Source organism: Amycolatopsis sp. NPDC049252 (assembly GCF_043197175.1).
Taxonomy (GTDB): domain Bacteria; phylum Actinomycetota; class Actinomycetes; order Mycobacteriales; family Pseudonocardiaceae; genus Amycolatopsis.
In genome coordinates this window covers 72,796-97,637 of record NZ_JBICSQ010000023.1, presented here as the reverse complement: position 1 = coordinate 97,637, position 24,842 = coordinate 72,796, and the positions used below count along the sequence as shown (strand labels likewise).

Annotated in this window: 18 protein-coding genes and 1 pseudogene; 10 read left to right on the top strand and 9 right to left on the bottom strand. The window is 69.1% G+C overall.

Features of this window, described 5'->3' with window-relative positions:
* Positions 1-86 precede the first annotated feature (86 nt).
* The 6 genes and pseudogenes from ACGFMK_RS24405 to ACGFMK_RS24380 all read left to right on the top strand — a co-directional run bounded on the left by ACGFMK_RS24405 (position 87) and on the right by ACGFMK_RS24380 (position 8,923).
* A pseudogene (locus ACGFMK_RS24405) lies at positions 87-2,750 on the top strand (lectin).
* A 903-nt stretch (positions 2,751-3,653) separates the two neighbouring features.
* Positions 3,654-3,818, top strand: coding sequence for a hypothetical protein (locus ACGFMK_RS24400; protein WP_392767296.1), 165 nt, complete (start codon positions 3,654-3,656; stop codon positions 3,816-3,818).
* A 290-nt stretch (positions 3,819-4,108) separates the two neighbouring features.
* The gene (locus ACGFMK_RS24395) at positions 4,109-5,065 is read left to right on the top strand and encodes an SIR2 family protein (RefSeq protein ID WP_392767293.1); all 957 of its coding nucleotides are present in this window, start codon (positions 4,109-4,111) and stop codon (positions 5,063-5,065) included.
* Positions 5,065-7,494, top strand: coding sequence for a hypothetical protein (locus tag ACGFMK_RS24390; RefSeq protein ID WP_392767289.1), 2,430 nt, complete (start codon positions 5,065-5,067; stop codon positions 7,492-7,494). The genes ACGFMK_RS24395 and ACGFMK_RS24390 overlap by 1 nt, the downstream gene beginning before the upstream one ends.
* 2 nt (positions 7,495-7,496) lie before the next feature.
* On the top strand, positions 7,497-8,165 hold the full coding sequence (locus tag ACGFMK_RS24385; protein WP_392767287.1) for a hypothetical protein: 669 nt from the start codon (positions 7,497-7,499) through the stop codon (positions 8,163-8,165).
* Positions 8,162-8,923, top strand: a complete 762-nt coding sequence (locus ACGFMK_RS24380) for a hypothetical protein (RefSeq protein ID WP_392767285.1) — start codon at positions 8,162-8,164, stop codon at positions 8,921-8,923. The genes ACGFMK_RS24385 and ACGFMK_RS24380 overlap by 4 nt, the downstream gene beginning before the upstream one ends.
* Positions 8,924-9,054: 131 nt before the next feature.
* Here the strand turns inward: ACGFMK_RS24380 and ACGFMK_RS24375 are convergent, their stop codons facing one another.
* A complete protein-coding gene (locus tag ACGFMK_RS24375; RefSeq protein WP_392767282.1) occupies positions 9,055-9,858 on the bottom strand; it encodes an enoyl-CoA hydratase-related protein in 804 nt (267 codons plus the stop codon).
* A gap of 149 nt (positions 9,859-10,007) precedes the next feature.
* On the opposite strand from ACGFMK_RS24375, the gene ACGFMK_RS24370 reads away from it, so the two are divergent.
* Positions 10,008-13,085 carry a glycoside hydrolase family 2 TIM barrel-domain containing protein gene (locus ACGFMK_RS24370; RefSeq protein WP_392767279.1) on the top strand — a complete coding sequence of 1,026 codons (3,078 nt, stop codon included), beginning with the start codon at positions 10,008-10,010 and terminating at the stop codon, positions 13,083-13,085.
* Positions 13,086-13,096: 11 nt separating this feature from the next.
* Here the strand turns inward: ACGFMK_RS24370 and ACGFMK_RS24365 are convergent, their stop codons facing one another.
* Complete coding sequence (locus tag ACGFMK_RS24365; protein WP_392767277.1) at positions 13,097-13,888, bottom strand: hypothetical protein; 792 nt, start codon at positions 13,886-13,888, stop codon at positions 13,097-13,099.
* A gap of 263 nt (positions 13,889-14,151) precedes the next feature.
* Here ACGFMK_RS24365 and ACGFMK_RS24360 point away from each other — a divergent pair, with 263 nt between their 5' ends.
* Genes ACGFMK_RS24360 through ACGFMK_RS24350 form a run of 3 tightly spaced genes read left to right on the top strand, consistent with a single transcriptional unit; the run spans position 14,152 to position 17,421 of the window.
* Complete coding sequence (locus ACGFMK_RS24360) at positions 14,152-15,792, top strand: AMP-binding protein (protein WP_392767274.1); 1,641 nt, start codon at positions 14,152-14,154, stop codon at positions 15,790-15,792.
* Positions 15,792-16,751 (top strand): phosphotriesterase, encoded by a 960-nt coding sequence (locus tag ACGFMK_RS24355; RefSeq protein ID WP_392767271.1) that lies wholly within the window; start codon positions 15,792-15,794, stop codon positions 16,749-16,751. The genes ACGFMK_RS24360 and ACGFMK_RS24355 overlap by 1 nt, the downstream gene beginning before the upstream one ends.
* A 43-nt stretch (positions 16,752-16,794) precedes the next feature.
* Complete coding sequence (locus ACGFMK_RS24350; protein ID WP_392767269.1) at positions 16,795-17,421, top strand: TetR/AcrR family transcriptional regulator; 627 nt, start codon at positions 16,795-16,797, stop codon at positions 17,419-17,421.
* Between the two features lie 11 nt (positions 17,422-17,432).
* Here ACGFMK_RS24350 and ACGFMK_RS24345 read toward each other — a convergent pair whose 3' ends face one another.
* From ACGFMK_RS24345 to fabG, 7 genes are all read right to left on the bottom strand, one after another.
* Positions 17,433-18,320 carry an alpha/beta fold hydrolase gene (locus ACGFMK_RS24345; protein ID WP_392767267.1) on the bottom strand — a complete coding sequence of 296 codons (888 nt, stop codon included), beginning with the start codon at positions 18,318-18,320 and terminating at the stop codon, positions 17,433-17,435.
* A 303-nt stretch (positions 18,321-18,623) separates the two neighbouring features.
* Positions 18,624-19,715: an acyl-CoA dehydrogenase family protein gene (locus tag ACGFMK_RS24340; RefSeq protein WP_392767264.1), complete on the bottom strand. Its 1,092-nt coding sequence runs from the start codon at positions 19,713-19,715 to the stop codon at positions 18,624-18,626.
* Positions 19,712-20,896 carry an acyl-CoA dehydrogenase family protein gene (locus tag ACGFMK_RS24335; RefSeq protein WP_392767261.1) on the bottom strand — a complete coding sequence of 395 codons (1,185 nt, stop codon included), beginning with the start codon at positions 20,894-20,896 and terminating at the stop codon, positions 19,712-19,714. Before ACGFMK_RS24335 ends, ACGFMK_RS24340 begins: the two co-directional genes overlap by 4 nt.
* Entirely contained in the window at positions 20,893-22,116 is a 1,224-nt protein-coding gene (locus tag ACGFMK_RS24330; protein WP_392767258.1) for an acyl-CoA dehydrogenase family protein, read from the bottom strand. Before ACGFMK_RS24330 ends, ACGFMK_RS24335 begins: the two co-directional genes overlap by 4 nt.
* Positions 22,116-23,138, bottom strand: a complete 1,023-nt coding sequence (locus tag ACGFMK_RS24325) for a phosphotransferase family protein (protein WP_392767255.1) — start codon at positions 23,136-23,138, stop codon at positions 22,116-22,118. Before ACGFMK_RS24325 ends, ACGFMK_RS24330 begins: the two co-directional genes overlap by 1 nt.
* An 89-nt stretch (positions 23,139-23,227) precedes the next feature.
* Positions 23,228-23,680 (bottom strand): MaoC family dehydratase, encoded by a 453-nt coding sequence (locus tag ACGFMK_RS24320; RefSeq protein ID WP_392767253.1) that lies wholly within the window; start codon positions 23,678-23,680, stop codon positions 23,228-23,230.
* A 1-nt stretch (position 23,681) separates the two neighbouring features.
* A complete protein-coding gene (fabG, locus tag ACGFMK_RS24315; RefSeq protein ID WP_392767251.1) occupies positions 23,682-24,443 on the bottom strand; it encodes a 3-oxoacyl-ACP reductase FabG in 762 nt (253 codons plus the stop codon).
* Positions 24,444-24,842 lie beyond the last annotated feature (399 nt).

Sequence of the window (24,842 nt, the reverse complement as noted above, 5' to 3'; positions counted from 1 at the left end):
GACCGTTGACAACGGTGTCAGCCCACGAGGACCGTTTCGAAACGCATAGCTCAAGTACTTGTGCTCAACGGTGAAGGACAAGTGACATGGTCTTGCGTTCCCTCATGCGGTTATCCGCCGCTTCCGTGCTGGCCATGGCCGGCTTGATCCCCATTTCCGCTTCCGCGGCGACACTGGTCGCCGATCCCGCGTCCGTCGTGAACCCCTTCATCGGCACCTCCAATGCCGCCGATGACTTCCCCGGCGCCGACGTTCCGTTCGGCATGGTGCAGTGGAGTCCCGACACGCCCAGCCGCCCGGACGGCGGCGGGTACGAATACAAGGACTCCTCGATCACCGGTTTCAGTTTGACGCATTTGTCCGGTCCGGGCTGCGGTGCCGACGGTGACGTCCCCATTCTGCCGACGGTGGGCGCGGTCAACACCGGCGCGACGGACTCCTTTTCCCACGCGAACGAAACCGCCGACGCGGGGTACTACTCCGTGGGCCTCGACAACGGTGTCAAGACCGAGCTGACCACCGCGCTGCGGTCCGGGATCAGCCGGTTCACGTTCCCGTCGACGTCCCAGGCGAACCTGCTCTTCAAGCTCAACGGCAGCCAGAACGGCACCTCGAACCAGACGTGGACGGTGGTCAGCCCGACCGAGGTGTCCGGTTCGGTCACCTCCGGGCACTTCTGCGGCGCCGGGTTCACCTACACGCTCTACTTCGACCTGGTCTTCGACCGGCCGTTCAGCACCAGCGGCACGGCGGCGGCCCCGGCCGCGACGCCCAAGGCGTCTCCGGACAAGATGCACGGCACCTCGAAGGTCGCGGCGGCTCCGGCGGCCCCGGCCGCCGGCCCGGGCAGCTCGTACGTCCGGTTCGACACGACGACCAACCGGACCGTGCAGGCCAAGGTCGGCGTCTCCTACGTCTCGGTGGCCAACGCCGTCGCGAACCGGGCCGCGGACATCCCCGCGTTCGACTTCGACGCCACCCACACCGCCGCGCACAACGCGTGGAACGCGATGCTCGGCAAGATCCAGGTCGCCGGCGGGACCACGGCGCAGTAGCGCGTCTTCTACACCGCGCTGTACCACTCGCTGCTGCACCCCAACGTCTTCTCCGACAGCAACGGCCAGTACATCGGGTTCGACAACCAGGTGCACACCGTCGCGAGTGGACATTCGGCGCAGTACGCGAACTTCTCCGGCTGGGACATCTACCGGACGCAAGCGCAGCTGACCGCCCTGGTGGCGCCAACGCAGACGAGCGACATCGCGCAGTCGATGATCGCCGACTACGCCCAGGGCGGCGGGCTGCCCAAGTGGGCGCAGAACAACGGCGAGACGTACGTGATGGTCGGTGATCCGGGCACGGCGATCCTCGCGAGCTATTACGCCTTCGGCGCGAAGAACTTCGACACCTCGGCGGCGTTGCAGGCGATGCTGCACGAGGCGAGCGCGGCCAACAACATCCGGCCGGGGCTCAACGCCACGAACGCGCCGGGCTACCTGCCGGCCAACGGCACCTACCAGTGCTGCAACTTCTACGGCCCGGTCTCGACGCAGCTGGAGTACGACACGGCGGACTTCGCGCTCTCGGCATTCGCCGGGGCGCTGGGGGACACCGCGAACCAGGCGTTCTACGCCGGCCGCGCGCAGAACTGGAAGAACACCTTCAACCCGGCCAGCGGATTCATGCAGCCCAAGGACGCGGGCGGCGGCTGGACGGCCGGCTTCAACCCGGCGAGCGGCTCGAACTTCGTCGAGGGCACGTCGTGGCAGTACACCGGCATGGTGCCGTTCAACGTCGCCGGGCTCGCGGCGGCACGGGGTGGCAACGCGTCGCTGATCAGCTACCTCGACAGCGTGCTGGCCGGGTTCCACGGCAGCGGCGGCAGCCAGGCCGACCTCGGCAACGAGCCGAGCCTCGAGCTGCCGTGGGAGTACGACTACGTCGGGCAGCCGTACAAGACGCAGAAGGTCGTCCGCCAGGTGCAGGACCAGATCTGGACGGACGCCCCCGGCGGCCTGGCCGGCAACGACGACCTGGGCGCGATGAGCGCGTGGTACGTCTTCTCCGCGCTGGGCTTCTACCCGATGACCCCGGGCACGGCCGACCTCGCGCTGGGCAGCCCGCTGTTCACCCAGGCGGTGGTCAGCCTGCCGAGCGGCAACACCCTGACGGTCAACGCCCCGGCGGCGGCGGACAACGCCCCGTACGTCCAGAGCGCGACGTGGAACGGCGGAGCGTGGAACAACGCGTACGCCCCGACGTCGGCTCTCGGTTCGGGCGGCACGCTGGCCTTCACGCTCGGCACGTCGGCGAACACGTCGTGGGCGGCGTCGAACCCGCCGCCGTCCTACGGCGGCACACTGCCGCACCTCGGCCCGGTGACGTCGGGCCTGGCGGGCAAGTGCCTGGACGTCGCCACGAGCGGCACGGCGAACGGGACGCACGCCCAGCTGTACACGTGCAACTCGAGCGGCGCGCAGAAGTGGTTCTCCGCCCCCGACGGCTCCCTGCAGGCCCAGGGCGGCTGCCTGGACGTGAGCAACAGCGGCACGGTCAACGGCACGAAGGTCCAGCTGTGGCAGTGCAACGGTTCGGGCGCGCAGAAGTGGCAGGCGGGCACGGCGGGAGCGCTGGTGAACCCGCAGTCCGGCAAGTGCCTGGACGACCCGAACAGCACCACGGTGGACGGGACGCAACTGCAGATCTACGACTGCAACCAGAGCGCGGCCCAGAGCTGGACCCGCGGCTGACCAGCGGGTGAGGGGCGGGCTCCGGCTCGCCCCTCACCAGGTACCTGTAACCACCGGCACCCGAGCACCGATACCGGCAGCTTAGCCGGATGGGTGCTGAAGAACTCAGAGGTCGCAGGTGTCACTGTTCAGCAGAAGCCGACAGGAGAAGCGGAAGCGAAGAATGCCGATCGGGGCACGCGTGCATGCGGCGAGCAACCGGCGTTGTCGGAAGAGCAGGAGCAGCAACCTTCGAACGGTTGCCGGTCGGCCGAGCACGCGCAGGATACAGCCGAGGTAATGAGGTGTTCCAGAGCTTTGTCGAAGTGCTGGAAGACACCACGGCGGGCGATCGGGCGAGGCTCTCGACGCCGTCTGTTGGGAAGGCTGGGAGCTCATCAACGGCTCGTTCGTCTTCGTTGAGCAAGAGCAGGTGGCCGCGACCACGGCTTGTCGTCTGTGCAGAATCTCGCGGTCAGCGGCGTGGCCGTGGGCTTTGACCTGTTCAAGCGCTGGGAAGCTACTCGGCGAGCGGCGTAGGGAGTGTCTGACAATGTTTTCGGCCAGGTGACCACCGCGTGGAAGATGTCCGCAGATCGGTAGACGATGGCGAGTTGTCGTAACGGGGTGGCCAGGCAGTGACATTGCTTGAGCAGGCTGAATCATTTGCGCGGTCGCGGTGATCGACCAGGTGGAACGCGGTTCGCCTAGCTGCTCTACGACCGTTACCCAGTACTCCTGGTCGCCGGCCAGCTCGCGAGGAGCCTCGTGGGCCTGCTCCCGCCGACCCGTGCGGACCCACCCTTATCGAGCACGTCCCGCGTGGCCGATGGGCGCTCGGGTCGATTAGTCGACCGAATGATGTTCGGGCCAGATCCGCCTCATCTGCAGTTCGGCGGGACGCGCTCTCTGCCGGCTACCCTGGTGGTCGTCGGCGACCTTTGGCCGCTGTGCACCGTTGCCGGGGATGTTGAAGAGCAGGCCGCAAACACCCATTTAGTTGATGCTCGTGCACTTTGGGTGCCTCCTGGCCAGGACATCGGCACGACCATGGTCGGCGGCAACCGTCGCCGCGAAACAGGCAACTGAGGCGGCCGGGACACGACCTTGTCGGACGCTCGCCACGGAGCCCGATGCTTCCCGGCCCTCATTCGCCGCGAGGTCGGCTCGTGGCGTGACTGCCGCCCCGGTAGAAGCCGACCGGCGGAACGCATCCGCTTTGCGACCGAATGTGAGGTGCTGCGCCTACTCGAAAGAGGGCTTGAGCTCCGTCGGCGCGGACGATCTGTCACGAATCGGTCTCAGCGGAGACGAGTTGCAACATGCCAAGTGCGCGAAGCGACTCTTCGGACAGCACACGCCGAGGGGACCACCTGCCGATGACAGCGCAAAACGACCATGACGCCGAATACAGGTCGGCTTCGTTGTCCCAGGAGACCTGGGAGACCCTGGTCGATTCGATCAAAGCCCAGGAATGCACGCCGTTCTTGGGCGCCGGTATCGCAGTACCACATCTGCCAACCGGACGTGCGCTCGCCACCGCACTTGCCAGTGAATTCGAATATCCTCTCGAAGACGTCACGAACCTCGCCAGGGTGACGCAGTATATCGCCAGCCTCCGTCAGCCGGCTTTCGTCAAGAGGAGGGTCTGCAAAGCTATCCGTGACGCTCAAGAGGCCAGCGCCGCGGAACTCGGCGGCAACCTGCCGGAAAACTACCTCCGGCTTGCCCGGTTGGAGCTGCCAATCTATGTGACCACTAACTACGACGACTATCTACAGCGTGCGCTGGTGGCAGCGGGCCGATCCGTGCCATCGGTGGAAGTCTGCCGCTGGAACGATGAGTTGGTCGCCGAGCTTCCCCCTTATCCTGCGGCCGAGCCGACCGCCGAGGCGCCGATGGTGTTCCACCTCCACGGCCATTCCGAACGGGCTGGCTCGATCCTCGTGACCGAGGACGACTATATCGACTTCACCGTCAGCCTGGCCGAACGGGCGACCGGGAAAAACGCGGTCATCCCGCACTTCACACGCCGCGCCCTCGGTCACACTAACCTGCTGTTCATCGGGTACAGCCTGGAGGACTGGAACTTCCGGGTGATGATGCGCTACCTGATGAAACAGCAGCGAGTTCAGCCACACGGCCAGCGCAGCAGCATCAGCATCCAGCTGTCCGACCACCGGATGTCACCAGAGCGGCGGATCCGCGCTGAACGCTTCCTCGAAGCTTATCTCCTACGCACGTCGAAGATCGAAGTCTATTGGGGCACGGCGACTTCGTTCCTCGCCGATCTGGAAGTCAGGCTGCAGCCCGCCACAGTGGGCGGTGTGGCCTGATGTCGGCCAGGATTGCAGTCGAGACGACCGCCCAGACCGAGAATCCCTTTCCCGGACCGTCCGCCTACCGGCGGATCGAGCAAAAGTATTTCTTCGGCCGCACCGAAGAAACTGAGGAGCTTACCTCCTTTGTCTTGTCGAGCAGCGCGACACTTCTTTACGCGCCGTCGGGCACGGGGAAGTCGTCGCTCCTGCAGGCCGGTGTGCTTCCCTACCTCGAAAAGCGGTTCGGGGTAGCAGTGCTGCCTGTCGTGCGGATGGGCCCAGCGCCCCGTGCCGGTACGGCGCACGTGGACAACGAATTCGTTCGGATGGTCATCGATGCGATCGGATCGGATGATGCCGAGTCGGTGCCGGATATCGCCGCTGCGGCCGCCCGCTGGCGGAGCGACAATTCGTCGTTGGTCCTGCTGGTATTGGACCAGTTCGAAGAGGTTTTCGCGGATCCTTCGCGGTGGCGGCAGCGCGACGAGTTCTTTACCGTGTTGCGGAAAACGCTTGCCGACCACACCTGGCTTCGGGTGATCATCGCCTTGCGGAGCGACTATCTGGCGGAACTCGTACCGCACGAGCAGAACCTGCCGGATCACCTGACCGTGCGCTACCAGTTGGAGCCGCTCGGCCGGGATCGGGCCACCGGTGCGATCTGGGCAGCGTTCGAGGCCACCGGTGTGGAGCTCGGAAAGGGTGATCTCGAACGAGTGATGGAGCTGCTCCTCGACAGCCCGCGTAACCCCACCGGGCAGCTCGAACACGTCAACGCGATCCAGTTGCAGATCGTCTGCCGCCAACTGTGGTCGGAGCGGGCTCAGCGAAAGGACCCGATGCTCGGCGGGGCAGGGGCATTTAAGCTGGACTTCACCCTGGACACGGCGATTGTGCATTTCGTCGACGAGGCCATCACCAGAGTCGTGACCGCGGGACACGTCGACGAACTGTCGCTGCGTTGGTGGCTGGGGCACCGGCTGCTGACTTCGGCGGGACGGCGGGCTTTCCTGCAGGTCGGTGAGGACCTGACGGCCGGGCTGCCGAACACGGTCGTGAACGCACTCGCGGAGGCCAAGCTCGTGCAGGTGGAGCATCGCCAGGGCGCACAACTGGCCGAACTCACCCACGACAGCATGGCCGATGCCGTTGCCGAGTCGAACGACGTCTGGCTCCGTCGGCGTAACCGTCGGCGCTACCGTCGGGCTGCGGTGCTGCTCGCCTTGCTCGCCTTTTTGCTCGCCTTGTTCCCGACCCTACGTCAGACCACCGGTGACCACCTTCTCGATCAGTCTGGTGTACTTGGCACGGAGCCCGTGGGAGCGTCGTTCAAGGCCACCGAGACCGCGACGCTCATCCGGGCCAACGTTGCGCCCGGCGACCTCCGGATCAAGCTCACCGTGCTGGGAAGCTCGGGCTCGCCGATCGGCACTAGGGCGTTCGAGGCGTCGATGGGCGGTGATGCGAGCCTGGTGGTCGAGACTGTGCCGAACAGCACCTACAAGATCGCATTGTCCGGCGAGGGAAAGGAGCAGCGTCCCTACCGGATCCAGGCCGACCCGCTTCCGTTGGCGAAGCTCACTGACGACGCGGTGACCGGCCTGTCGACGACCGAGGTCGCGATCCCGATCCCGGCCGCGGGCTCCGCGGCCCAGCTCCTTACGGTCGAGCACGCATCGCTGAGCGGCGTCTCAGGTGCTCGTCTGCTCGCCATTGACGAGCGAGGTGGCTGGGCGGTCGTCCGTGCAGCCGATCCCGCAGCCCTCGCTGCCGTCGCACTGCAGGATGCCGTGACGGGAGGAGCGCCGACCGACGCGATCGTCCGGCGTCGCGTTCTGCCCGATCCCGTGCCGCTGCGACGGGACGCGCAGACCAAGATCACCGTGACGGACGCGGTGCTCCTCAGCTACGAGGCCGGGAAAAGCCAGGCGCCTCTAGGCCTAGAAGGAACCTGCACTGGGAGCGCCCAGCTTTCCTCTGCCGAAATCGACGACACGACCGGAGAACACGTGCTCCGGCCGTTTCTGGGCGCGGAGAACTCCATGATTCCATTGCCGACTGTCCCGGGAAAACACACGCTGGTCCTGGGGTCCTACGACGCTACGATCGATTGCGTGCTGACGATCCGATCGTTCGGTTCGCCCGCTCTCGGTCCTGCGGGTAGCCAGGTTCTGGTACTGCCTGACGGTGTTCCCGCGACGGCGTATCCGATTCTGCCGGCTGAAGACACCGTGTTCGCCAGTTCCCCGAGACCGGACGGGCTCCTGATTGATCTTCGGTGCCCATCATCGTCCCCGCTGGTCGCGGACCCTTCGCAGCGGCTGCTCGCCCTCGTCCTAGCAAACCAGCCGTGTGCGTTGTGGCTGAGCAGGAAGGCCGGGGGCACAGGTGAACTCAGGCTGGGGCTGCGCACAGCACCGGCCACGACCGGCGGTGGAGGCTGACCATGCGCATCAACCGGCTCGCGGCCCCAGCTTACGCGGCGGCCGCCCTTGGACTGATCATGCTGCTGACTGCGTCGATGCCGTACTTCCAGCTGACGGGCGGAATCGCGATGACGGGTGGCTACACGGTCGCTCTGCAGTTGGTGCTCGCATCGTCCTTGCTGGCGGCGATCGACGATTTTGATGATCCAGGTGCACTCAGTGCCACAGGTGGGCGCGTCGGCTTGCCCGAGGCCGACAGGACCACGCCGCTCAGCAGCCGGAACGCCCTCCTACGGTTCTATCTGCGACGACCAGGACCAGCGCTGCTGGCCGGGTTCGGTTCGGCGTGCAGTCTGTCGGCGATCATGATCGGGCTGCTCGACCATGGCAACTACGCTGTAGAAGCGTGGGGACTGCGCTATAGCGAACTCGCGATGGCGGTGATCCTGCCTCTTACCGCACTGCCGCAGTTGGTCAAGCGGGGTCTCGGCTTCTTTGGCTGGTGTTGGGGGATGGCTGCGGGTGTCGTGCTGGCTCAGACCTTCCTGGATCAGGGGATAGAACGGGTACAAACGATCCTGGGCTGGGCGGGTGAGGCTGGGGTGATTTCGCTGCTCGGCTTGGTGGTAAAGGGGATTCAGATCGTGGCTCGACGGCGGATCGCGAGCGACGAAGGCAGGCGGTCGTGAAGGTGCTCAAACGTGTGTGGCAGGACGTGCGCGCCCGGCGGAATCTCGAATCCTATGTGGCGGCGCTCGTCGCCGGGGTCTTCGCAGCGCTGGGAATCGTTGGCGACATCGTCCCGGAAGGATTGAAGTGGTCGGCTGTCTTCGCCGGGCTTGGGGTGCTTCTCTTTCGGCTGGCCTTGCCCGACTGGCCGTCGGCCGCGGCCGACGCGCTGCTGGCCGACCGGGACGCATTTGATCGGACGCCGTTTCCCGAGCTGATCGCTCACGCTCGCCAGTTGTGGATCTTCGCCCCATCCGCGATCAATGTACTCAGCCCGGCGAACTGCGAAGCGATCCGGAAGTCGGTGTTGGATCGCGGCGGAGAGGTACGAGTGGTCGTCCTCGATCCGGAGCAGCACGAAGCGGTGACGCTGGCGGTCCGGCACCTCGACGACTCGCTGCAGTTTCAGCTGCAGGATTTCCGTGCCTCCCTGCAGACGAGCATCCGCCGGCTGGAGCGGATGGCGGCTTGGCCCATCGACGGATTCGCCTACGGCTTCGCTGGCTACAACCCAGGCTTCAGCTTCGTGGCAGTCGACCCAACGACGCGCGACGGCCGCGTCATCGTCGAGTTCCACGGCTACCACAATGAAGCCACCGGGTCCCGGATGCACCTGACTTTAAGGCGCCGGGACAGCGACGAATGGTTTCGGTACTGGGCTCGTCAGTTCGAGGAGATTTGGGGGGCCGCCCGCCTGCCCACCTCCGCCCAGCCCTGATCCCGTTGCCGAAACTGCTCGGCTGCCCGCGTTGGCACGCGGCCCCAGCGCAGCAAATCCCCAATCGTCCATCACCGCGCAATCGTGCTCCACGCTGTGATCACTCGGATCGCGACATTGTCAGACACGTCCTAGCCCGCCGGGTGGGGCGGGAACTTCGGGATCCGGCGCTCGTTCCAGCTGGCCAGTCCCTCCGCCAGCTCGGGGCGGCCGAAGGAGTCGATCATCAGCGCCGTCGCCTCGCGGGCCGAGTCCGCCAACGACAGGGCCGCCTCGCGGGGGAACTGCTGCTTCATCACCGCCATCGACCTCGGGGCGCTGTACGTCGCCAGCTCCGTCGCGTACGCGTGGGCGCGCATGCCCAGTTCCTCGGCCGGGACGATCTCCTGGACCAGGCCGTAGTCCAGCGCCTGCTCCGCGGTGAACGTGCGGCCGGACAGCAGCAGGTCACGGGCCCGGCCCTGGCCGACCAGCTCGGGCAGCAGCTTCGCGACGCCGTACTCGGCGATCAGGCCACGCCGGGCGAACGCCGTGGTGAACTTGGCGCCCGCCGCCGCGAAGCGGACGTCCGCCGCGCACGCGATCACGAAACCCAGGCCGGCGCAGCCGCCGTTGATGGCCGCCACCACCGGGACGCCCACCGTCGCCGCCGCCAGGACGTCGCGGAAGTTCTCGTGGCCGCCGCCTTGCGCGGGCGGGGCGGCGGCGATGTCGTCCAGCAACCCCAGGTCGGCGCCGGGGCAGAACGCCCGTCCGGCGCCGGTGACGACCACCGCGCGCACCTCGGGGTCCGCGTCCGCCTCCCGCAGCGCCGCGCCGTAGCGGGCCTGCATCGGGACGTCCATCGCGTTGCTGCGCTCGGGCTTGTCGAACGTCACGGTGGCGACCGCGCCGTCCCGTCCGTACCGTACGCCGTCCACAATGGACTCGGTCATAACCGCCTCCTCGGGGTCGGCACCCATACTAAGCGGTCGCTTGGCTCGCTGTCACGGTTCGAAATGATCGAAGCCTTTGTCCGGCGGGAAAATCCTGTGCCATAGTGCTTTCGCGCCACCGAGCACCGTCGCCGGGAAGGGAACGCCCCATGCCGAACGATCCGGGTCCCAGCAGGCGGCAGGTGCTCGGCGGGGTCGGCGCGGCCGCGCTGACGGCGGCGCTCGCACCCGTCGCGCAGGCGGCCGAGGCGCTCTCCCGGCCGGGCCTGACCCTCACCGGCCGCGCCACGGACCTGGGCACCGGCTGGCGGTTCGTCCTCGTCGACGCCGACGACGTCACAGGTCCCGAAGACCACTACGCGGACCCGGCCTTCGACGACTCGGCCTGGCCGGGCGTCGACGTCCCGCACGACTGGAGCATCGAGCTCCCGCCCGTCGACCACGGCGGCACCAGCAGCGCGTCCGGCTTCTTCCGCGGCGGCCTCGGCTGGTACCGGAAGACGTTCACGCTGCCGCCCGCGCTCGCGGGCAAGCGCGTCTCGGTCGAGTTCGACGGTGTCTACTCGGACGCGCACGTCCACCTCAACGGCGAGCTGCTCGGCCGGCACCCGTACGCCTACACGGGCTGGAGCTTCGACCTCACCGGCAAGCTGCACACCGACGGCCGCACCCCGAACGTGCTCGCGGTGCGCGCGGTCAGCCGGCTGCCGAGCAGCCGCTGGTACTCCGGCAGCGGCATCTATCGCAACGTCCGGCTCGTCGTGACCGAGCCCGTGCACGTCGCCCGGCACGGCACGTTCGTCACAACGCCCGAGATCACCGCGGGGCACGCGCTCGTGCGCGTCGCGACCGACGTCGCGAACGACTCCGGCGGCGCGCTCGCGGCCGAGGTGCGCACGACGGTGACCGATCCGGCCGGCCGGGTGGTCGCGCGCGGCTCGGCGACGATTCCGCTGCCCGCCGGGCAGACGCGCCGGGCGAGCACCGACCTGCCGGTGAGCCGGCCGCAGCTGTGGTCGACCGAGCGACCCGCGCGGTACCGCCTGAGCACGGACGTCGTCGTGGCCGGGCGCGTGCTCGACACGACCACGACCGACTTCGGCATCCGCTCCTTCGCCTTCCACCCGGACAGCGGCTTTTCGCTCAACGGCGTCCCGATGAAGCTGCGCGGCGTCAACCTCCACGCGAGCCAGGGCGCGCTCGGCGCGGTGATCGACCCCGCCGCGCTGGAACGCCAGATGCGGCTGATGCGGGCGATGGGCGTCAACGCCCTGCGGACCGCGCACAACCCGCCCGCCCCGGAGCTGGTCACCGTCTGCGAACGGCTCGGGATCCTCATGATGGTCGAGGCGTTCGACTGCTGGCGGACGGGGAAGGTCGCCTACGACTACCACCTGGACTTCGACGAGTGGAGCGCGCGCGACATCGCCGAGATGGTCCACGCGGCCAAGAACTCGCCCGCGGTCGTGCTCTGGTCGATCGGCAACGAGGTCCCGGACGCCTCGATGGCCGGCGGCCCGGCGATCGCCGCCGGGCTGATCGCCGCGGTCCGGGCGATCGACACCACCCGGCCGGTCATCATGGGTTCCGACCGCTACCGCAGCGTGCCCGCACCCGGCTCGCCCCAGGACCTGATCCTGCGGCAGCTCGACGGCCTCGGCGTCAACTACAACACCGCCCAGTCGATCGACGGCCTGCACACGACCTACCCGGACAAGTTCTTCTTCGAGTCCGAGTCGTCGTCGGAGACCTCGACGCGCGGGGCGTACCAGGACCCGGACCTGCCGAACACGGGGGAGAACCACACCCCGGGTAAGCGGGCAGCGTCGTCCTACGACAACAACCTGGCCTCGTGGACCTTCAGCGGGGAGTACTCGCTGAAGAAGGACCGCGACCGGAAGTTCTGCCAGGGCCAGTTCCTCTGGGCCGGGCAGGACTACCTCGGCGAGCCGACGCCGTACGACGTCTTTCCGGTCAAGACGTCCTTCTTCGGCGCGGTCGACAGCGCGGGCCTGCCGAAGGACGCCTTCCACCTCTTCCGCAGCCAGTGGACCACCGAGCCTATGGTGCACCTGCTCCCGACGGACTGGACGAACCATCGCCCCGGCGAGCCGGTCACCGTCTGGGCCTACTCCACTGTGGACACCGTCGAGCTGGTGCTCAACGGGAAGTCCCTGGGGGTAAAGAAGTTCGACCACAAGACCACTGTGGACGGACGGCCGTACCTTGAGACGAGCGAGCCGTCCGGCGACGACAAGCACGATCCCTCCGGCAGTTACACCAGCCCGAACGGCAGCACGGGCAAGCTGCACCTGACCTGGACCGTGCCCTTCGCGTCCGGCACCCTGACCGCGATCGCCACCGCCGGTGGCCGCGAGGTGGCGCGCGACCAGCTCGTCACGGCCGGACCGCCGCACGCGCTCACGCTGACCGCCGAAAACCGCGCCGGCGTGGTGGACGGCGCGATGATGTTCGTGACGGCCTCCGTCGTGGACGCCCGCGGCACCGTCGTGCCGGATGCCGAACCGGTGCTGCGGTTCACCGTCCGCGGGCCGGGCCGGGTCGCCGGGGTGGACAACGGCCGGCAGGAACTCGCCCAGAGCTACCAGCGGCCGACGATCCCGGCGTTCCACGGCCAGGCCGTCGCCGTGATCGCGGCGACCGGGCGCGGGACGATCACCGTCACCGCGACCGCACCGGGGTTGAAGACCGCGAAGATCGCGTTGCCCGGGACGAGTTCCGGGCAACGCAACGGCCCGGGTGCGCGGGCCCGGGAGTCGGCCGATGGCCTCGCCGCTGGGCCATCGGCCGACGCGAGTTATTCGGGCGCGCCGGACACCCTGCCCTCGGCGATGCTCGACGGCGACCCGGCCACCGGCTGGTCGAACCACTACCTCAAGCCGGCGACGGCGACGCTGAACGCGGTGAGCCGGTCGCGAGCCGAGGACTGGGTGTCGCTCACCTGGCCCGCGCCCCGGCGGATCGGCACGGTCACGGCGCGGTTCGTGGTGTCCGACGTCCTGGCCCGGCCGGCGACCATCCAGGTCGCCCACCGGACGTCACGAGGCTTCGAGCCGGTGCGGGACCCGCGGATCACGTGGGCGGGTGATCAGGCGACGCTCACGTTCACTTCGGTCGTCACCGGGGAGGTCCGGCTCACGATGACCAGCCCCACACCCGGCACGGCGCGGGGATTCCTGCGGGTCAGCGCGCTCGAGGCGAGCTGACCCGCAGGAACTCACAGACTGCAGGGCGCGAGCGCGTCCAGGCCCTGGGGCTTGTCGGCGTTGCGGCCGATCGCCGTCGCGATCCGGTTGATCGTGGCGATCCGCTTGTCCTCCAGCGGCCCGAGGATCGCGTTCTGGACGAAGTTCGCGCCACCCTCACCCGCGCTGGTCACCAGGCGGTTGTCGGCCTCGGCGATCTGGGTGTCGAGCAGGGCGAGGTTGCGCTGGACCTCGGCCTGGGCCTGGGCGGGGATCGCCGGCAGCCGGCTCTCGACGTCCGGGCAGGTGATCTGACCGGCCGCCGGTTCCGCGGCGCTCGGGTCCGTCGAAGCCGGTGCGGCCGGTGCGGCCGCGGTCGTCGTGGCGGCGGCCTGGCCGCCGAGGGAGCAGGCCGCGAGACCGCCGAGGCCCTGGGGTTTCCCGGCGACGCGGCCGATGGCGATCGCGATGCGATCGATCGTGCTGGCCCGCTTGTCCTTCAGCGGGCCGAGGATGGCGTTCTGGACGAAGTTCGCGCCGCCCTGGCCGGCGCTGGTGACAAGGCGGTTGTTGGCCTCCGCGATCTGGGTGTCGAGCAGGGCGAGGTTGCGCTGGACCTCGGCCTGGGCTTGGGCGGGGATCGCGGGCAGCTGCCCGGCGACGTCGGGGCACGTGATCTGCTGGGCGGTCGCCGCGCTGGCCTGGCCGGTCTGGCCGGCCGTCGTCGCGATCACCAGGGCCCCGGCGGCGAGGGCGAGGCCCAGTGCCGCCGTCGCGAGTTTCGTGCGCCGGGAAATGCGGTGTCGTCCACCGTTGTCAGGCATGAATGGCTCCCATGTTCCGTATTCGTTAGCGTGAACATATGCGCGGCCAGGCGCCATCTTGACCTCTCGACCAGGGGATTGTCCAGTGCCGAGGGAGAGGAAAAGAAAATCTGAACCACGTCGAACCGTTGTTCGTGTTCTTCGGTGACGCGGCAGTTCTGCGTATTCCGGAATCGCCGGCGCCCGGCTGGGTCTTGACGGGGACCAGCGCCGCCTCCTAGCGTCGCCATACCGACCGGTCGGTGTCCAAAGGAGGTCACTGGATGAGCTGGTACGACGACAAGCCGTGGCTGGCGAGCTACGGCGAACGGCCGGTGGAACCGGCCGAGGCGACAACGCTGCCCGAGACGTTCCGCCGGGCCGTGGACCACGGGCCCGACCGGGACGCCATCGCCTACTTCGACGGCCGGCTCACCTACCGGCGGCTCGACGAGCTCTCCGACGGCGTCGCCCGCTACCTCACGCAGAACGGCTTCGAGCGCGGCGACCGGCTCGCCCTGGTGCTGCAGAACATCCCGCAGTTCGTCATCGCGCTGCTCGGCGCGTGGAAGGCCGGCGGGATCGTGGTGCCGGTCAACCCGATGTACCGCGAGCGCGAGCTGACCCACGTGCTCACCGACGCCGGCGTCAAGGCGATCGTCTGCTCGCAGCGCGGCTGGAACGCCTACATCGGCGAGACGGCGAGCGCCCTCCCGATCGCGCTCACCACCAGCGAACTCGAGTTCCAGACCCGCAACGACGAGCGCGTGCTCGGCAAGGTCGTCCGCGAGGAGACCCCGGGCGCCACCGAACTCCTCGAAGCCGCCGAGACACCCGGGCCGAAGCCGCCGGAGCCCGCGTTCGCGCTCGACGACGTCGCCCTCATCAGCTACACCTCCGGCACCAGCGGCACGCCGAAGGGCGCCACCAACACCCACGGCAACGTCGGCACCAACGCCGCCGGGCTCGGCTCGTTCAGCGGCCTCCCCGCCGGCTCGACGCTGTTCGGGCTCGCGCCGCTGTTCCACATCACCGGCATGGTCTGCGAAGTCGGCTCCGCGATCGACATCGGGGGCACGCTCGCGCTGGCCTACCGCTTCGAGGCCGGGGTCGTGCTCGACGCCTTCCTCGAGCACGAGCCGTCGTACACGGTCGGGCCGTCGACGGCCTACATGGCGCTGATGGCCCACCCGTCCTTCAGCCGCGAGCACTTCACGTCGTTCGCGCTGCTCTACTCCGGCGGGGCCGCGCTGCCGCCCGCCGTCGTCGAGGCCTTCCGCGCGAAGACCGGGCACTACATCCACAACGGCTACGGCCTCACCGAGACCACGGCCGGCTGCGTGGTCGTCCCCGGTGACCTCGAGGCGCCGATCGACCCGGAGTCCGGCACCATCTCGATCGGCCTGCCGGTGCCCGACACGATCGTCCGCATCCTCGGCGAGAACGGCGAGGAGCTGCCGTTCGGCAAGCCGGGGGAGATCGCCGTCGAAGGCCCGATGGTCGTGTCCGGCTACTGGAACCGCCCGGACGCGACGGCCGAGGCGCTGCCCGGCGGCCGGCTGCTCACCGGCGACATCGGGTTCATGGACGAACGCGGCTGGGTCTACGTCGTCGACCGCAAGAAGGACATGATCAACGCCGCCGGCTTCAAGGTCTGGCCGCGCGAGGTCGAGGACGTGCTCTACACGCACCCGGCGGTCCGCGAGGCCGCGGTCGTCGGCATCGCCGACGAGTACCGCGGCGAGACGGTCAAGGCGTACGTCAGCCCGGCGCCCGGCGTGACCGCCGACCCGGCCGAGCTGGTGGCCTGGTGCAAGGAGCGGCTGGCGGCCTACAAGTACCCGCGCACCATCGAGGTGCTCGACGAGCTGCCGAAGACGACCAGCGGCAAGATCCTGCGCCGCGAACTGCGGGCGAGGGGCTGATGGTCGAGACCGTCCGCGGCGCGATCGCGCCGGAAGCGCTGGGCAAGGTCCTGATGCACGAGCACCTCTTCGTGCTGAGCCCCGAGTTCGTCGAGAACTACCCGGAGCACGAGGGGTTCCGGGAGGAGGAGCACGTCCCCGAGGCGATCCGGCGGCTCAAGGAGCTGAAGGACGCCGGGATCGACACGATCGTCGACCCGACGGTGATCGGGCTCGGCCGCTACATCCCGCGGGTGCAGCGCGTGGCCGCCGAGGTCGAGGTCAACATCGTCGTCGCCACCGGGCTCTACACCTACAACGACGTGCCGCACTACCTGCACTTCCGCGGGCCCGGCACGCTGCTGCAGGGCGAGGACCCGCTGGTCGGGATGTTCGTCGGGGACATCCGCGACGGCATCGCCGGCACCGGCGTCAAGGCCGGGCTGCTCAAGTGCGCCACCGACGAGCCGGGCGTGACGCCCGGAGTCGAACGCGTGCTGCGCGCGGTGGCGAAGGCGCACCTCGAAACGGGGACGCCGATCATGACGCACACCCACGCCGTCAGCCGGCGCGGGCTGGAACAGCAGGCGATCTTCGCCGACGAAGGTGTCGACCTGAGCCGCGTGCTGATCGGGCACTCCGGCGACTCGACCGACCTCGGGTACCTCACCGAGCTGGCCGACCGCGGCTCGATCCTCGGCATGGACCGCTTCGGGCTCGACCTGCTCCTGCCGTTCGAGGAGCGCGTGAACACCGTCGCGGCGATGTGCGAACGCGGTTACGCGGGCAGCATGGTGCTCTCGCACGACGCGTCGTGCTACATCGACTGGCTGCCCGCGGACCAGCTGCCGGTGCTCACGCCGAACTGGCACTACCTGCACATCACCCGGGACGTGCTGCCCGCGCTGCGCGAGCGCGGCGTCAGCGAAACGGACATCACGACCATGCTGGTCGACGTGCCGAGGCGGTTCCTGGGGTGAGCGATATCCTGTGCGTCCGAACCCGACGGAAGGGGGCCTTGCCGTGACCCGCGCAAGCACCCGCAAGCCGGGCGAGGCGGCCGGCGACGAGCAGGCCGCCGTGCCGCGGCGCCTGCTGGAGCAGGCCACGAAGCTCTTCGCCAAGAAGGGCTTCGACCGCACGTCCGTGCAGGAGATCGTCGAGGCCGCCGGCGTCACCAAGGGCGCGATGTACCACTACTTCGGCTCGAAGGACGACCTGCTCTACGAGATCTACGCCCGGGTGCTGCGCGAGCAGACCCGGCAGCTGGAGAGCGTCGCGTCCTCGGGCGCGCCGCTGCGCGAACGGCTGGCCGCGGCCGCGTCGGACGTCGTCGTGTCCAGCATCGACAACCTGGACGACAACACGATCTTCCTGCAGTCGATGCACCAGCTGTCCCCGGACAAGCAGAAGGCGGTGCGCGCCGAGCGCCGCAAGTACCACGAGCGCTTCCGCGGCCTGGTCGAGGAGGGCCAGGCATCGGGCGAGTTCCGCACGGACAAGCCGGCCGACGTCGTCGTCGACTTCTACTTCGGCTCCGTGCACCACCTGGGCTCCTGGTACCACCGCAGCGGCTCGCTGTCGGCCCGCCAGATCGGCGACCACTACGCGGACCTGCTGCTGGACGCCCTGCGCCCGCCCATCAGCTAGTTCCAGTGGGCCTAGTGGCGGCGGACGTGGTCCAGCAGCAGGGCGATGACCTCGTCCGGGGTCTCCATCGCCATCCACTGGCTCGCGCCCTCGACGATCTGGAAGCGGTACTCCGCGTCGATGTGGTGGACGGTCAGCTCGGCGGCGCTCTGCCCGAGGTACGGGTCCTCGCTGCCCCAGAGGTACAGGGTCGGCACCGTAATGCGGCCCGCCGGGATGTCGTAAACGTCGTTCGTCGCGCCGCGGTACCAATTCAGCGTCGCGGTCAGCGCGCCCGGCTCCGAAAGGCGCGCCACGGTGCTTTCGAGGATTTCGACCGGTATTCGGTGGTCGTAAACCGCGCGTAGTTGTGCGGCCTCGTCGCGTAACAGGAATTTCTCCGCTTTACCGGCGGTGTGGCGGAAGAAACGGACGTAACCGAGGTCGTGGGCCTGCCCGTCGTCGATCGCGATGGCCTGCTGCAGCGCCGCCGGGTGGGGCGTGCCGAGCACGGTCAGCGAACGCAGCCGATGGGGGTGCCTCGTGGCCAGGGTCCAGGCGACCATGCTCCCCCAGTCGCGCGCGACCAGGTGGAACCGGTCGGCGCCCTGGCTGTCGGCGAAGGCGAGCGCGTCGGCCACCAGCAGGTCGATGGCGTAGTCCTCGACCCGCTCGGGGCGCGCTCCGCGGGCGTAGCCGCGCTGGTCGACGGCCAGCGCGCGGTAGCCGGCCTCGCCGAGGGCGTGCAGCTGCTCGGTCCAGGCGTCGGCGAACTCGGGCCAGCCGTGCAGCAGCAGGACGAATTCACCGGTCACGGGCCCGGCCGCGAGCGCGCTGTGGTGGTGGTCGCCGACGGCGACGGTCACTTCCTCCAGCGTGCCGGGCGGCCCGGCTTCCGTCGGCGCGACGGCGAATTCCATGGCGCCCAGGCTAGAACGTGAAAGCGGTTCCAACCATGGGAAGAAGGGCACATTTGCCACCCTTTTACCCGAGTAGTGGCCTGGCTCACAAAATCTTCGCTCAGATGAGCGAAAAAGCGAAAGAATTATGAATCCTATTCACGAAATCTGCAGCTGCAAACGCTCGGCCGCGTTGTGACGCGTGGGGCGGCCGGTGCGGTCGAGGTCGGCCCGAGGTCGGCCCGAAGTCCGTGAATGGCCCATCGAGGGACTTGATGTCCCTCGATGGGCCATTCACGGACTTCTCTCGGCGGTGGGACGTGCTCAGGCGGGCAGGTCGACCAGGTCGGCCAGGCGGGCGCGGTGCCGGCCCGGGGTGCCGAGGGCGAGCTCGTCCGCCTTGGCGCGCTTCAGGTAGAGGTGCGCCGGGTGTTCCCAGGTCATGCCGATGCCGCCGTGCAGCTGGATGGCCTCTTCGGTGGCCTTGACCGCGATCGGCGCGTTGCGGGCCTGGGCGACCGACACCGCGATCGGCACGTCGACGCCCGAAGCCAGCGAATCGGCCGCGTTGCGCGCGGTCGCGCGGGCCAGCACCAGGTCGGTGTAGAGGTTCGCCAGCCGGTGCTTGAGCGACTGGAACCCGCCGACCGGCCGGCCGAACTGGTACCGGCCCTTGAGGTAGCCCACGGTCTCGGTGAGCGCCCACTCGGCGATCCCGGTCTGCTCCGAGGCCAGGATGCCCGCCCCGGTGAGCAGCGCCTGCTCCAGCGCGGCCGCCGCCTGCTCACCCGAGGCCACCAGCACCGCCGCCGCGTTGTCCAGCACGACGTCGGCCACGCGCCGCGTCAGGTCGAAGGAGACCAGCTCCGTGACCGTCGCCGCCGACGCCTCGACGACGTACAGCGCGGGGCCGTCCGGCCCGGCGGCGGGGACCACCAGCAGGTCCGCCACCGACGCGTCGGCGACCGTGCCCACGCGGCCGGTCAGGGTCCCGTCCGTCGCGGTCACCGAAGACGGGAAGCCCGCCCCCGGTGCCGTCGACAGCGGCACGGCCAGCGCGCCGATCGCCTCACCCGCGGCCAGCCGGCCCACGAACTCGCGGTCGTCGGTGTTCAGCAGCGCGGTCGTGGCCAGCACGACACTGCCGAGGAACGGCACCGGCGCGACGCTGCGGCCCAGCTCCTCGGCCACGACGGCGACCTCGCGGGCCGACGCGCCGTGCCCGCCGCGCTCCTCCGGCACCGCCAGGCCGGCGACGCCGAGGTCGGCGGCCAGGGTGCGCCACAGCTTCAGGTCGTAGCCCTCGGCTGTCTCGATCCGCGCGAGCAGCGTCGCGGCGTCTGCCTTGTCCTTGAGCAGGTCCCGGACGCTGGCCCGCAGGTCTTCCTCGACGTCTGAATAGAGCAAGTCGGTCATCGGGGGAGGTCCTTCCAGGCGACGTCCTTGTCGACGCGCGGCTCCGACGGGAGACCCAGCACGCGCTCGGCGATGATGTTGCGCAGCACCTCCGAGGTGCCGCCCTCGATGGAGTTCCCCTTGGCGCGCAGGTAGCGGTAGCCCGCCTCGCGGCCGGTGAAGTCGACGATCGCCGGGCGCCGGAACGACCAGTCGTCGTAGGCCAGCCCCTCCTCGCCGAGCAGCTCGACCTCCAGGCCGGTGAGGGCCTGGTTCAGCTCCGAGAACGCGACCTTCATCGCCGAGCCCTCCGGGCCGGGCGCGCCCGCGGTGAGCTGCTGGCGCAGCCGCGTGCCGGCCAGCCGCAGCGTCTCCGCCTCGACCCAGCGCTGCACGAGCCGGTCACGCAGCTCCGGCGTGCGCAGCTCGGGACGTTCGCGCCAGGTCTTGGCGACGATCCCGATCAGGCCGCCTTCGCGCGGCTGGACGTGCCCGCCGATCGCGACGCGCTCGTTCATCAGCGTCGTTTGCGCGACCTTCCAGCCCTCACCGACGGCGCCGAGGCGCTGCGTGTCCGGGATCCGGACCTCGGTCAGGAACACCTCGTTGAACTCGGCCTCGCCGGTGATCTGGCGCAGCGGCCGGACCTCGACGCCCGGCGCGGTCATGTCGCACAGGAAGTACGTCATGCCCTGGTGCTTCGGCACGTCCGGGTCGGTGCGGGTGACCAGGATCGCCCACTGCGACTCGTGCGCGCCCGACGTCCACACCTTCTGGCCGGTGACGATCCAGTCGTCGCCGTCGCGCACCGCGCGGGTGCCCAGCGCGGCCAGGTCGGAGCCGGCGCCCGGCTCGCTGAACAGCTGGCACCACACCTCGTCGCCGGTCCACAGTGGACGCAGGAAGCGCTCGCGCTGCTCCGGCGTGCCGAAGGCGAGGATGGTCGGCGCGGCCATGCCGAGGCCGATGCCGATCCGGCGCGGGTTGTTGTCCGGCGCGCCCGCGTCGGCGAAGAGACCGTCCACAACGGACTGCAGGGCGCGGGGCGCGTCCTGCCCGCCGAGCCCGGCGGGGAAGTGGATCCAGGCGAGACCCGCGTCGTAGCGGGCCCGCAGGAACTCCATGCGATCGGTCGTCTTCGGGTCGTGCGCGGCCAGGAACTCGGTGACCTGGCCCTTCAGTTCTTCGGCGGTGACAGTCACTTCGCGCCCTCCGACAGGTACTTCTTCAGCTCACGGCGGGCCAGCGACCGCTTGTGGACCTCGTCCGGGCCGTCGGCCAGGCGCAGCGTGCGGTTGCCCGCCCACATCGCGGCCAGCGGGAAGTCCTGGCTGACCCCGCCGGCGCCGTGCACCTGCACGGCCTTGTCCAGGATCCACTCGACCGCGGACGGCGTCGAGATCTTGATCGCCTGGATCTCGGTGTGCGCGCCCTGGTTGCCGACGGTGTCCATCAGCCACGCGGTCTTGAGCACCAGCAGCCGCTGCTGCTCGATGCGCACCCGGGACTCGGCGATCCAGTCCTGCACGACACCCTGCTGCGCGATCGGCTTGCCGAACGCCTCGCGCGAGATCGCGCGGCGGCACATCAGCTCCAGCGCGCGCTCGGCCATCCCGATGGCGCGCATGCAGTGGTGGATCCGGCCCGGCCCGAGCCGTGCCTGGGCGATGGCGAACCCGTCACCCTCGCCGGCGATGAGGTTCTCGGCCGGCACGCGGACGTCCTCGAACAGCACCTCGGCGTGGCCGCCGTGGTCGCTGTCGTCGTAGCCGAAGACGTGCATGCCGCGCTTGACCGTCAGGCCCGGGGCGTCGCGGGGGACCAGGATCATGCTCTGCTGCTTGTGCGGCGCGGCTTCGGTGTCGGTCTTGCCCATCACGATGAAGATCTTGCAGGCCGGGTTCATCGCGCCGGAGATGTACCACTTGCGGCCGTTGATGACGTACTCGTCGCCGTCGCGGCGGATGCTGGTCTCGATGTTGCGGGCGTCGGAGGAGGCGACGTCCGGCTCGGTCATCGCGAACGCGGAGCGGATCTCGCCGTTCAGCAACGGCTCCAGCCACTGCTTCTTCTGGTCGTCGTTGCCGAACATGGCCAGGACTTCCATGTTCCCGGTGTCGGGCGCGGCGCAGTTGACCGCGGTCGGTGCCAGCCGGATGCTGCGGCCGGTGATCTCCGCGAGCGGCGCGTACTGCAGGTTCGTCAGGCCCGCGCCGTGGTCGCCGGGGAGGAAGAAGTTCCACAGGCCGCGCTTGCGGGCCTCGGCCTTGAGCTCGTCCATGACCGGCGGGATGGCCCACGGGTCGTCGCGCTCGGCCAGCTGCCGCTCGAACACCGCCTCGGCCGGGTAGACGTGGGAATCCATGAACTCGAGGAGCTTCGCGCGCAGCTCCTCGGTCTTGGCGTCGAACGCGAAGTCCATTACTTCTCCTCGTTGAGAATCTCGTTGCCGTGCGAGATGAGCAGCGGGACGCCGGCTCCGACGCCTTCGAAGCCCGCCCCGACCGTCTGGCCCTTTTGGTAGCGGTAGTAGATGCCTTCCAGGATCACGGCCAGCTTGAAGAAGGCGAAGCTGACGTACCAGCCGAGTTGCGAGACGTCCCGGCCCGAGCGTTCGGCGTAGCGGGCGACGACCTCGTCGGTGCTCGGGTAGCCCGGCGCCGAGCTGGCGTTCGACACGAACTGCAGCGACACCTTGTCCCGCTCGGCGTAGGCCACCAGCAGCGCGAGGTCGGTCAGCGGGTCGCCCAGCGTCGACATCTCCCAGTCGAGCACCGCCGAGATCCGGTCGTCGCCGTCCACGAGGACGTTGTCGAGCCGGTAATCGCCGTGGATGATCGACGGCTTCCCGGACGTCGGCACGGCTTCGGCGAGCCGGCCGTGCAGCTCCTCGATGCCCGGCAGGTCGCGGCTGAGGGACGCGTCGAGCTGCTTCTTCCACCGCCGCAGCTGCCGCTCGAGGAAGCCTTCGGGGCGGCCGAAGTCGCCCAGCCCGACCGCGGCCGGGTCGACCGCGTGCAGGTCGACGAGCGTGTCGACCAGCGCGTCGGCGATGGCCCCGGTGCGCCCGGCGCCGAGCGCGGCCAGCTCGTCCGCGGTCCGGTAGGGCGTGCCCTCGACGAAGCTCATGACGTAGAAGTTCGCGCCGATGACGTCGGGGTCTTCACAGAGGAGCAGCGCCTCGGGCACCGGCACGGCGGTGTCGCGCAACCCGGAGATCACCCGGAACTCGCGGGTCATGTCGTGCGCGGTGGGCAGCACGTGCCCGAGCGGCGGGCGGCGCACCACCCAGCGCGACCGGCCGTCGCCCACCACGTAGGTGAGGTTCGACCGGCCGCCCTCGACGACGTCCGCGCTCAGCTCCCCGGCGACCAGTCCGGGCCGCTGCGCGTCCAGGTGGGCGCGCAGCCTGCCCAGGTCGAGACCCGGCGGATCGGTGCTCATCCAGCCTCCTCAAGCTTCGTTCGAGCGATGATACCGACCAGTCGGTATGTCGTACAGCCGCCCGGCCGAGGGTCGCTCGGCCGGGCTCGTCACGCGAGGAAGCGCGTCACCCATTCGGCGACGCACGCGGGCTTCGCCGCCCCCTCGATCTCGACCGTCCACCGCGACACCGCCTGCTTGCCGCCCTCGATGTCGGTGACCTCCACCAGCTCGGCCCCGGCGCGCACCTTCGAGCCGACCTTCACCGGCTGCGGGAAGCGGACCTTGTTGAGGCCGTAGTTGATGCCCATCTTGATGCCGTTGACCTTGTAGATCTTCGGCCCGAACGCCGAGAGCAGCGAAAGCGTCAGAAAACCGTGGGCGATGGTGGTGCCGAACGGGCCCGCGGCCGCCATCGCCTCGTCGACGTGGATCCACTGGTGGTCGTCGGTGGCGTCGGCGAACTTGTTCACCCGGTCCTGGGTGATCGTGTGCCAGTCGCTGTACCCGAGGTGCTCGCCGACCGCGGCGGCGAAGGCGTCGAGGTTCTCGAATTCGCGCATGTCAGTCCTTCGGTCCGCCGGCGACGTAGATGACCTGGCCCGAAATGAACCCGGCGCCTTCGCTCACCAGGAACGACGCCAGGTTCGCGATGTCCTCCGGAGTGCCGACGCGCTGCACCGGGATCTGCGACGCGGCGGCCGCCTTGAAGTCGTCGAACGACATGCCGAGCCGCTCGGCCGTGGCCGCGGTCATGTCGGTGGCGATGAAGCCCGGCGCGATGGCGTTCGCCGTGACGTTGAACTTGCCCAGCTCGATCGCGAGGGTCTTGGTGAAGCCCTGCATGCCGGCCTTGGCCGCGGAGTAGTTGACCTGGCCGCGGTTGCCGAGCGCCGAGGTGCTGGAGAGGTTGACGATCCGGCCCCACTTCTCGGCGGTCATGTGCTTCTGCACCGCACGGGTCATCAGGAACGAGCCCTTGAGGTGGACGCCGAGCACGGAATCCCAGTCCTGCTCGGTCATCTTGAAGATGAGGTTGTCACGGGTGATACCGGCGTTGTTGATCAGCACGGTCGGCGCCCCGAGCTCCTCGGCCACCCGCGCGACGGCGGCGTCGACCTGCTCGGCGTCACTGACGTCCAGCGTCACGCCGACGGCCTTGCCACCGTTGGCGACGATGGCGTCGGCGCCCTGCTTGACACCGGCCTCGTCGAGGTCGAGCAGCCCGACGGCAAAGCCGTCGGAGGCCAGCCGGGCCGCCACAGCGGCCCCGATGCCACGGCCGGCACCGGTGACCACGGCAACACGGGAAGGGGAATCGGTCACGGGGGACCTCCTCGTCGTTGAGAAGCGGGTTGTCTGCCGCTCGCGAGCCTACTAAGCGGTCGGTCACCGCGGCTACGGTGAACGGTGGCTCTTTTGGATGCCAAGGTACTGAGGTTCGAGGCGTCCCGCCTGGTCGGACCGGGCCGGTGGCCGACGTCACACCCGCCCGCGTGGTGAGCGCGGATGCGCCGATCGGCCGCTGCTTCATCGGCGGCCGAGACGGTCCTGGTGGGGCGGGATGCCCTGTTCGCGGCGGCCGATGGCGTCGCAGCGGGGCATTGGCGGGGGATCTGCCGCTGTCGGCGTTGGTGCGGTGGCTGGAAGGCGGCGGTGCCGGGGACGCCGCAGAGTCGATCAGGGGATGGATAGCGATCGGATCGATGTAGGTCTCTGTCGGTC

Excerpts from the sequence above, each read along its gene's own strand:
- ACGFMK_RS24395 (WP_392767293.1), top strand. The coding sequence starts at position 4,109 with ATGACAGCGCAAAACGACCATGACGCCGAATACAGGTCGGCTTCGTTG.
- ACGFMK_RS24390 (WP_392767289.1), top strand. The coding sequence starts at position 5,065 with ATGTCGGCCAGGATTGCAGTCGAGACGACCGCCCAGACCGAGAATCCC.
- ACGFMK_RS24385 (WP_392767287.1), top strand. The coding sequence starts at position 7,497 with ATGCGCATCAACCGGCTCGCGGCCCCAGCTTACGCGGCGGCCGCCCTT.
- ACGFMK_RS24375 (WP_392767282.1), bottom strand. The coding sequence starts at position 9,858 with ATGACCGAGTCCATTGTGGACGGCGTACGGTACGGACGGGACGGCGCG.
- ACGFMK_RS24370 (WP_392767279.1), top strand. The coding sequence starts at position 10,008 with ATGCCGAACGATCCGGGTCCCAGCAGGCGGCAGGTGCTCGGCGGGGTC.
- ACGFMK_RS24365 (WP_392767277.1), bottom strand. The coding sequence starts at position 13,888 with ATGCCTGACAACGGTGGACGACACCGCATTTCCCGGCGCACGAAACTC.
- ACGFMK_RS24360 (WP_392767274.1), top strand. The coding sequence starts at position 14,152 with ATGAGCTGGTACGACGACAAGCCGTGGCTGGCGAGCTACGGCGAACGG.
- ACGFMK_RS24355 (WP_392767271.1), top strand. The coding sequence starts at position 15,792 with ATGGTCGAGACCGTCCGCGGCGCGATCGCGCCGGAAGCGCTGGGCAAG.
- ACGFMK_RS24345 (WP_392767267.1), bottom strand. The coding sequence starts at position 18,320 with ATGGAATTCGCCGTCGCGCCGACGGAAGCCGGGCCGCCCGGCACGCTG.
- ACGFMK_RS24340 (WP_392767264.1), bottom strand. The coding sequence starts at position 19,715 with ATGACCGACTTGCTCTATTCAGACGTCGAGGAAGACCTGCGGGCCAGC.
- ACGFMK_RS24330 (WP_392767258.1), bottom strand. The coding sequence starts at position 22,116 with ATGGACTTCGCGTTCGACGCCAAGACCGAGGAGCTGCGCGCGAAGCTC.
- ACGFMK_RS24325 (WP_392767255.1), bottom strand. The coding sequence starts at position 23,138 with ATGAGCACCGATCCGCCGGGTCTCGACCTGGGCAGGCTGCGCGCCCAC.
- ACGFMK_RS24320 (WP_392767253.1), bottom strand. The coding sequence starts at position 23,680 with ATGCGCGAATTCGAGAACCTCGACGCCTTCGCCGCCGCGGTCGGCGAG.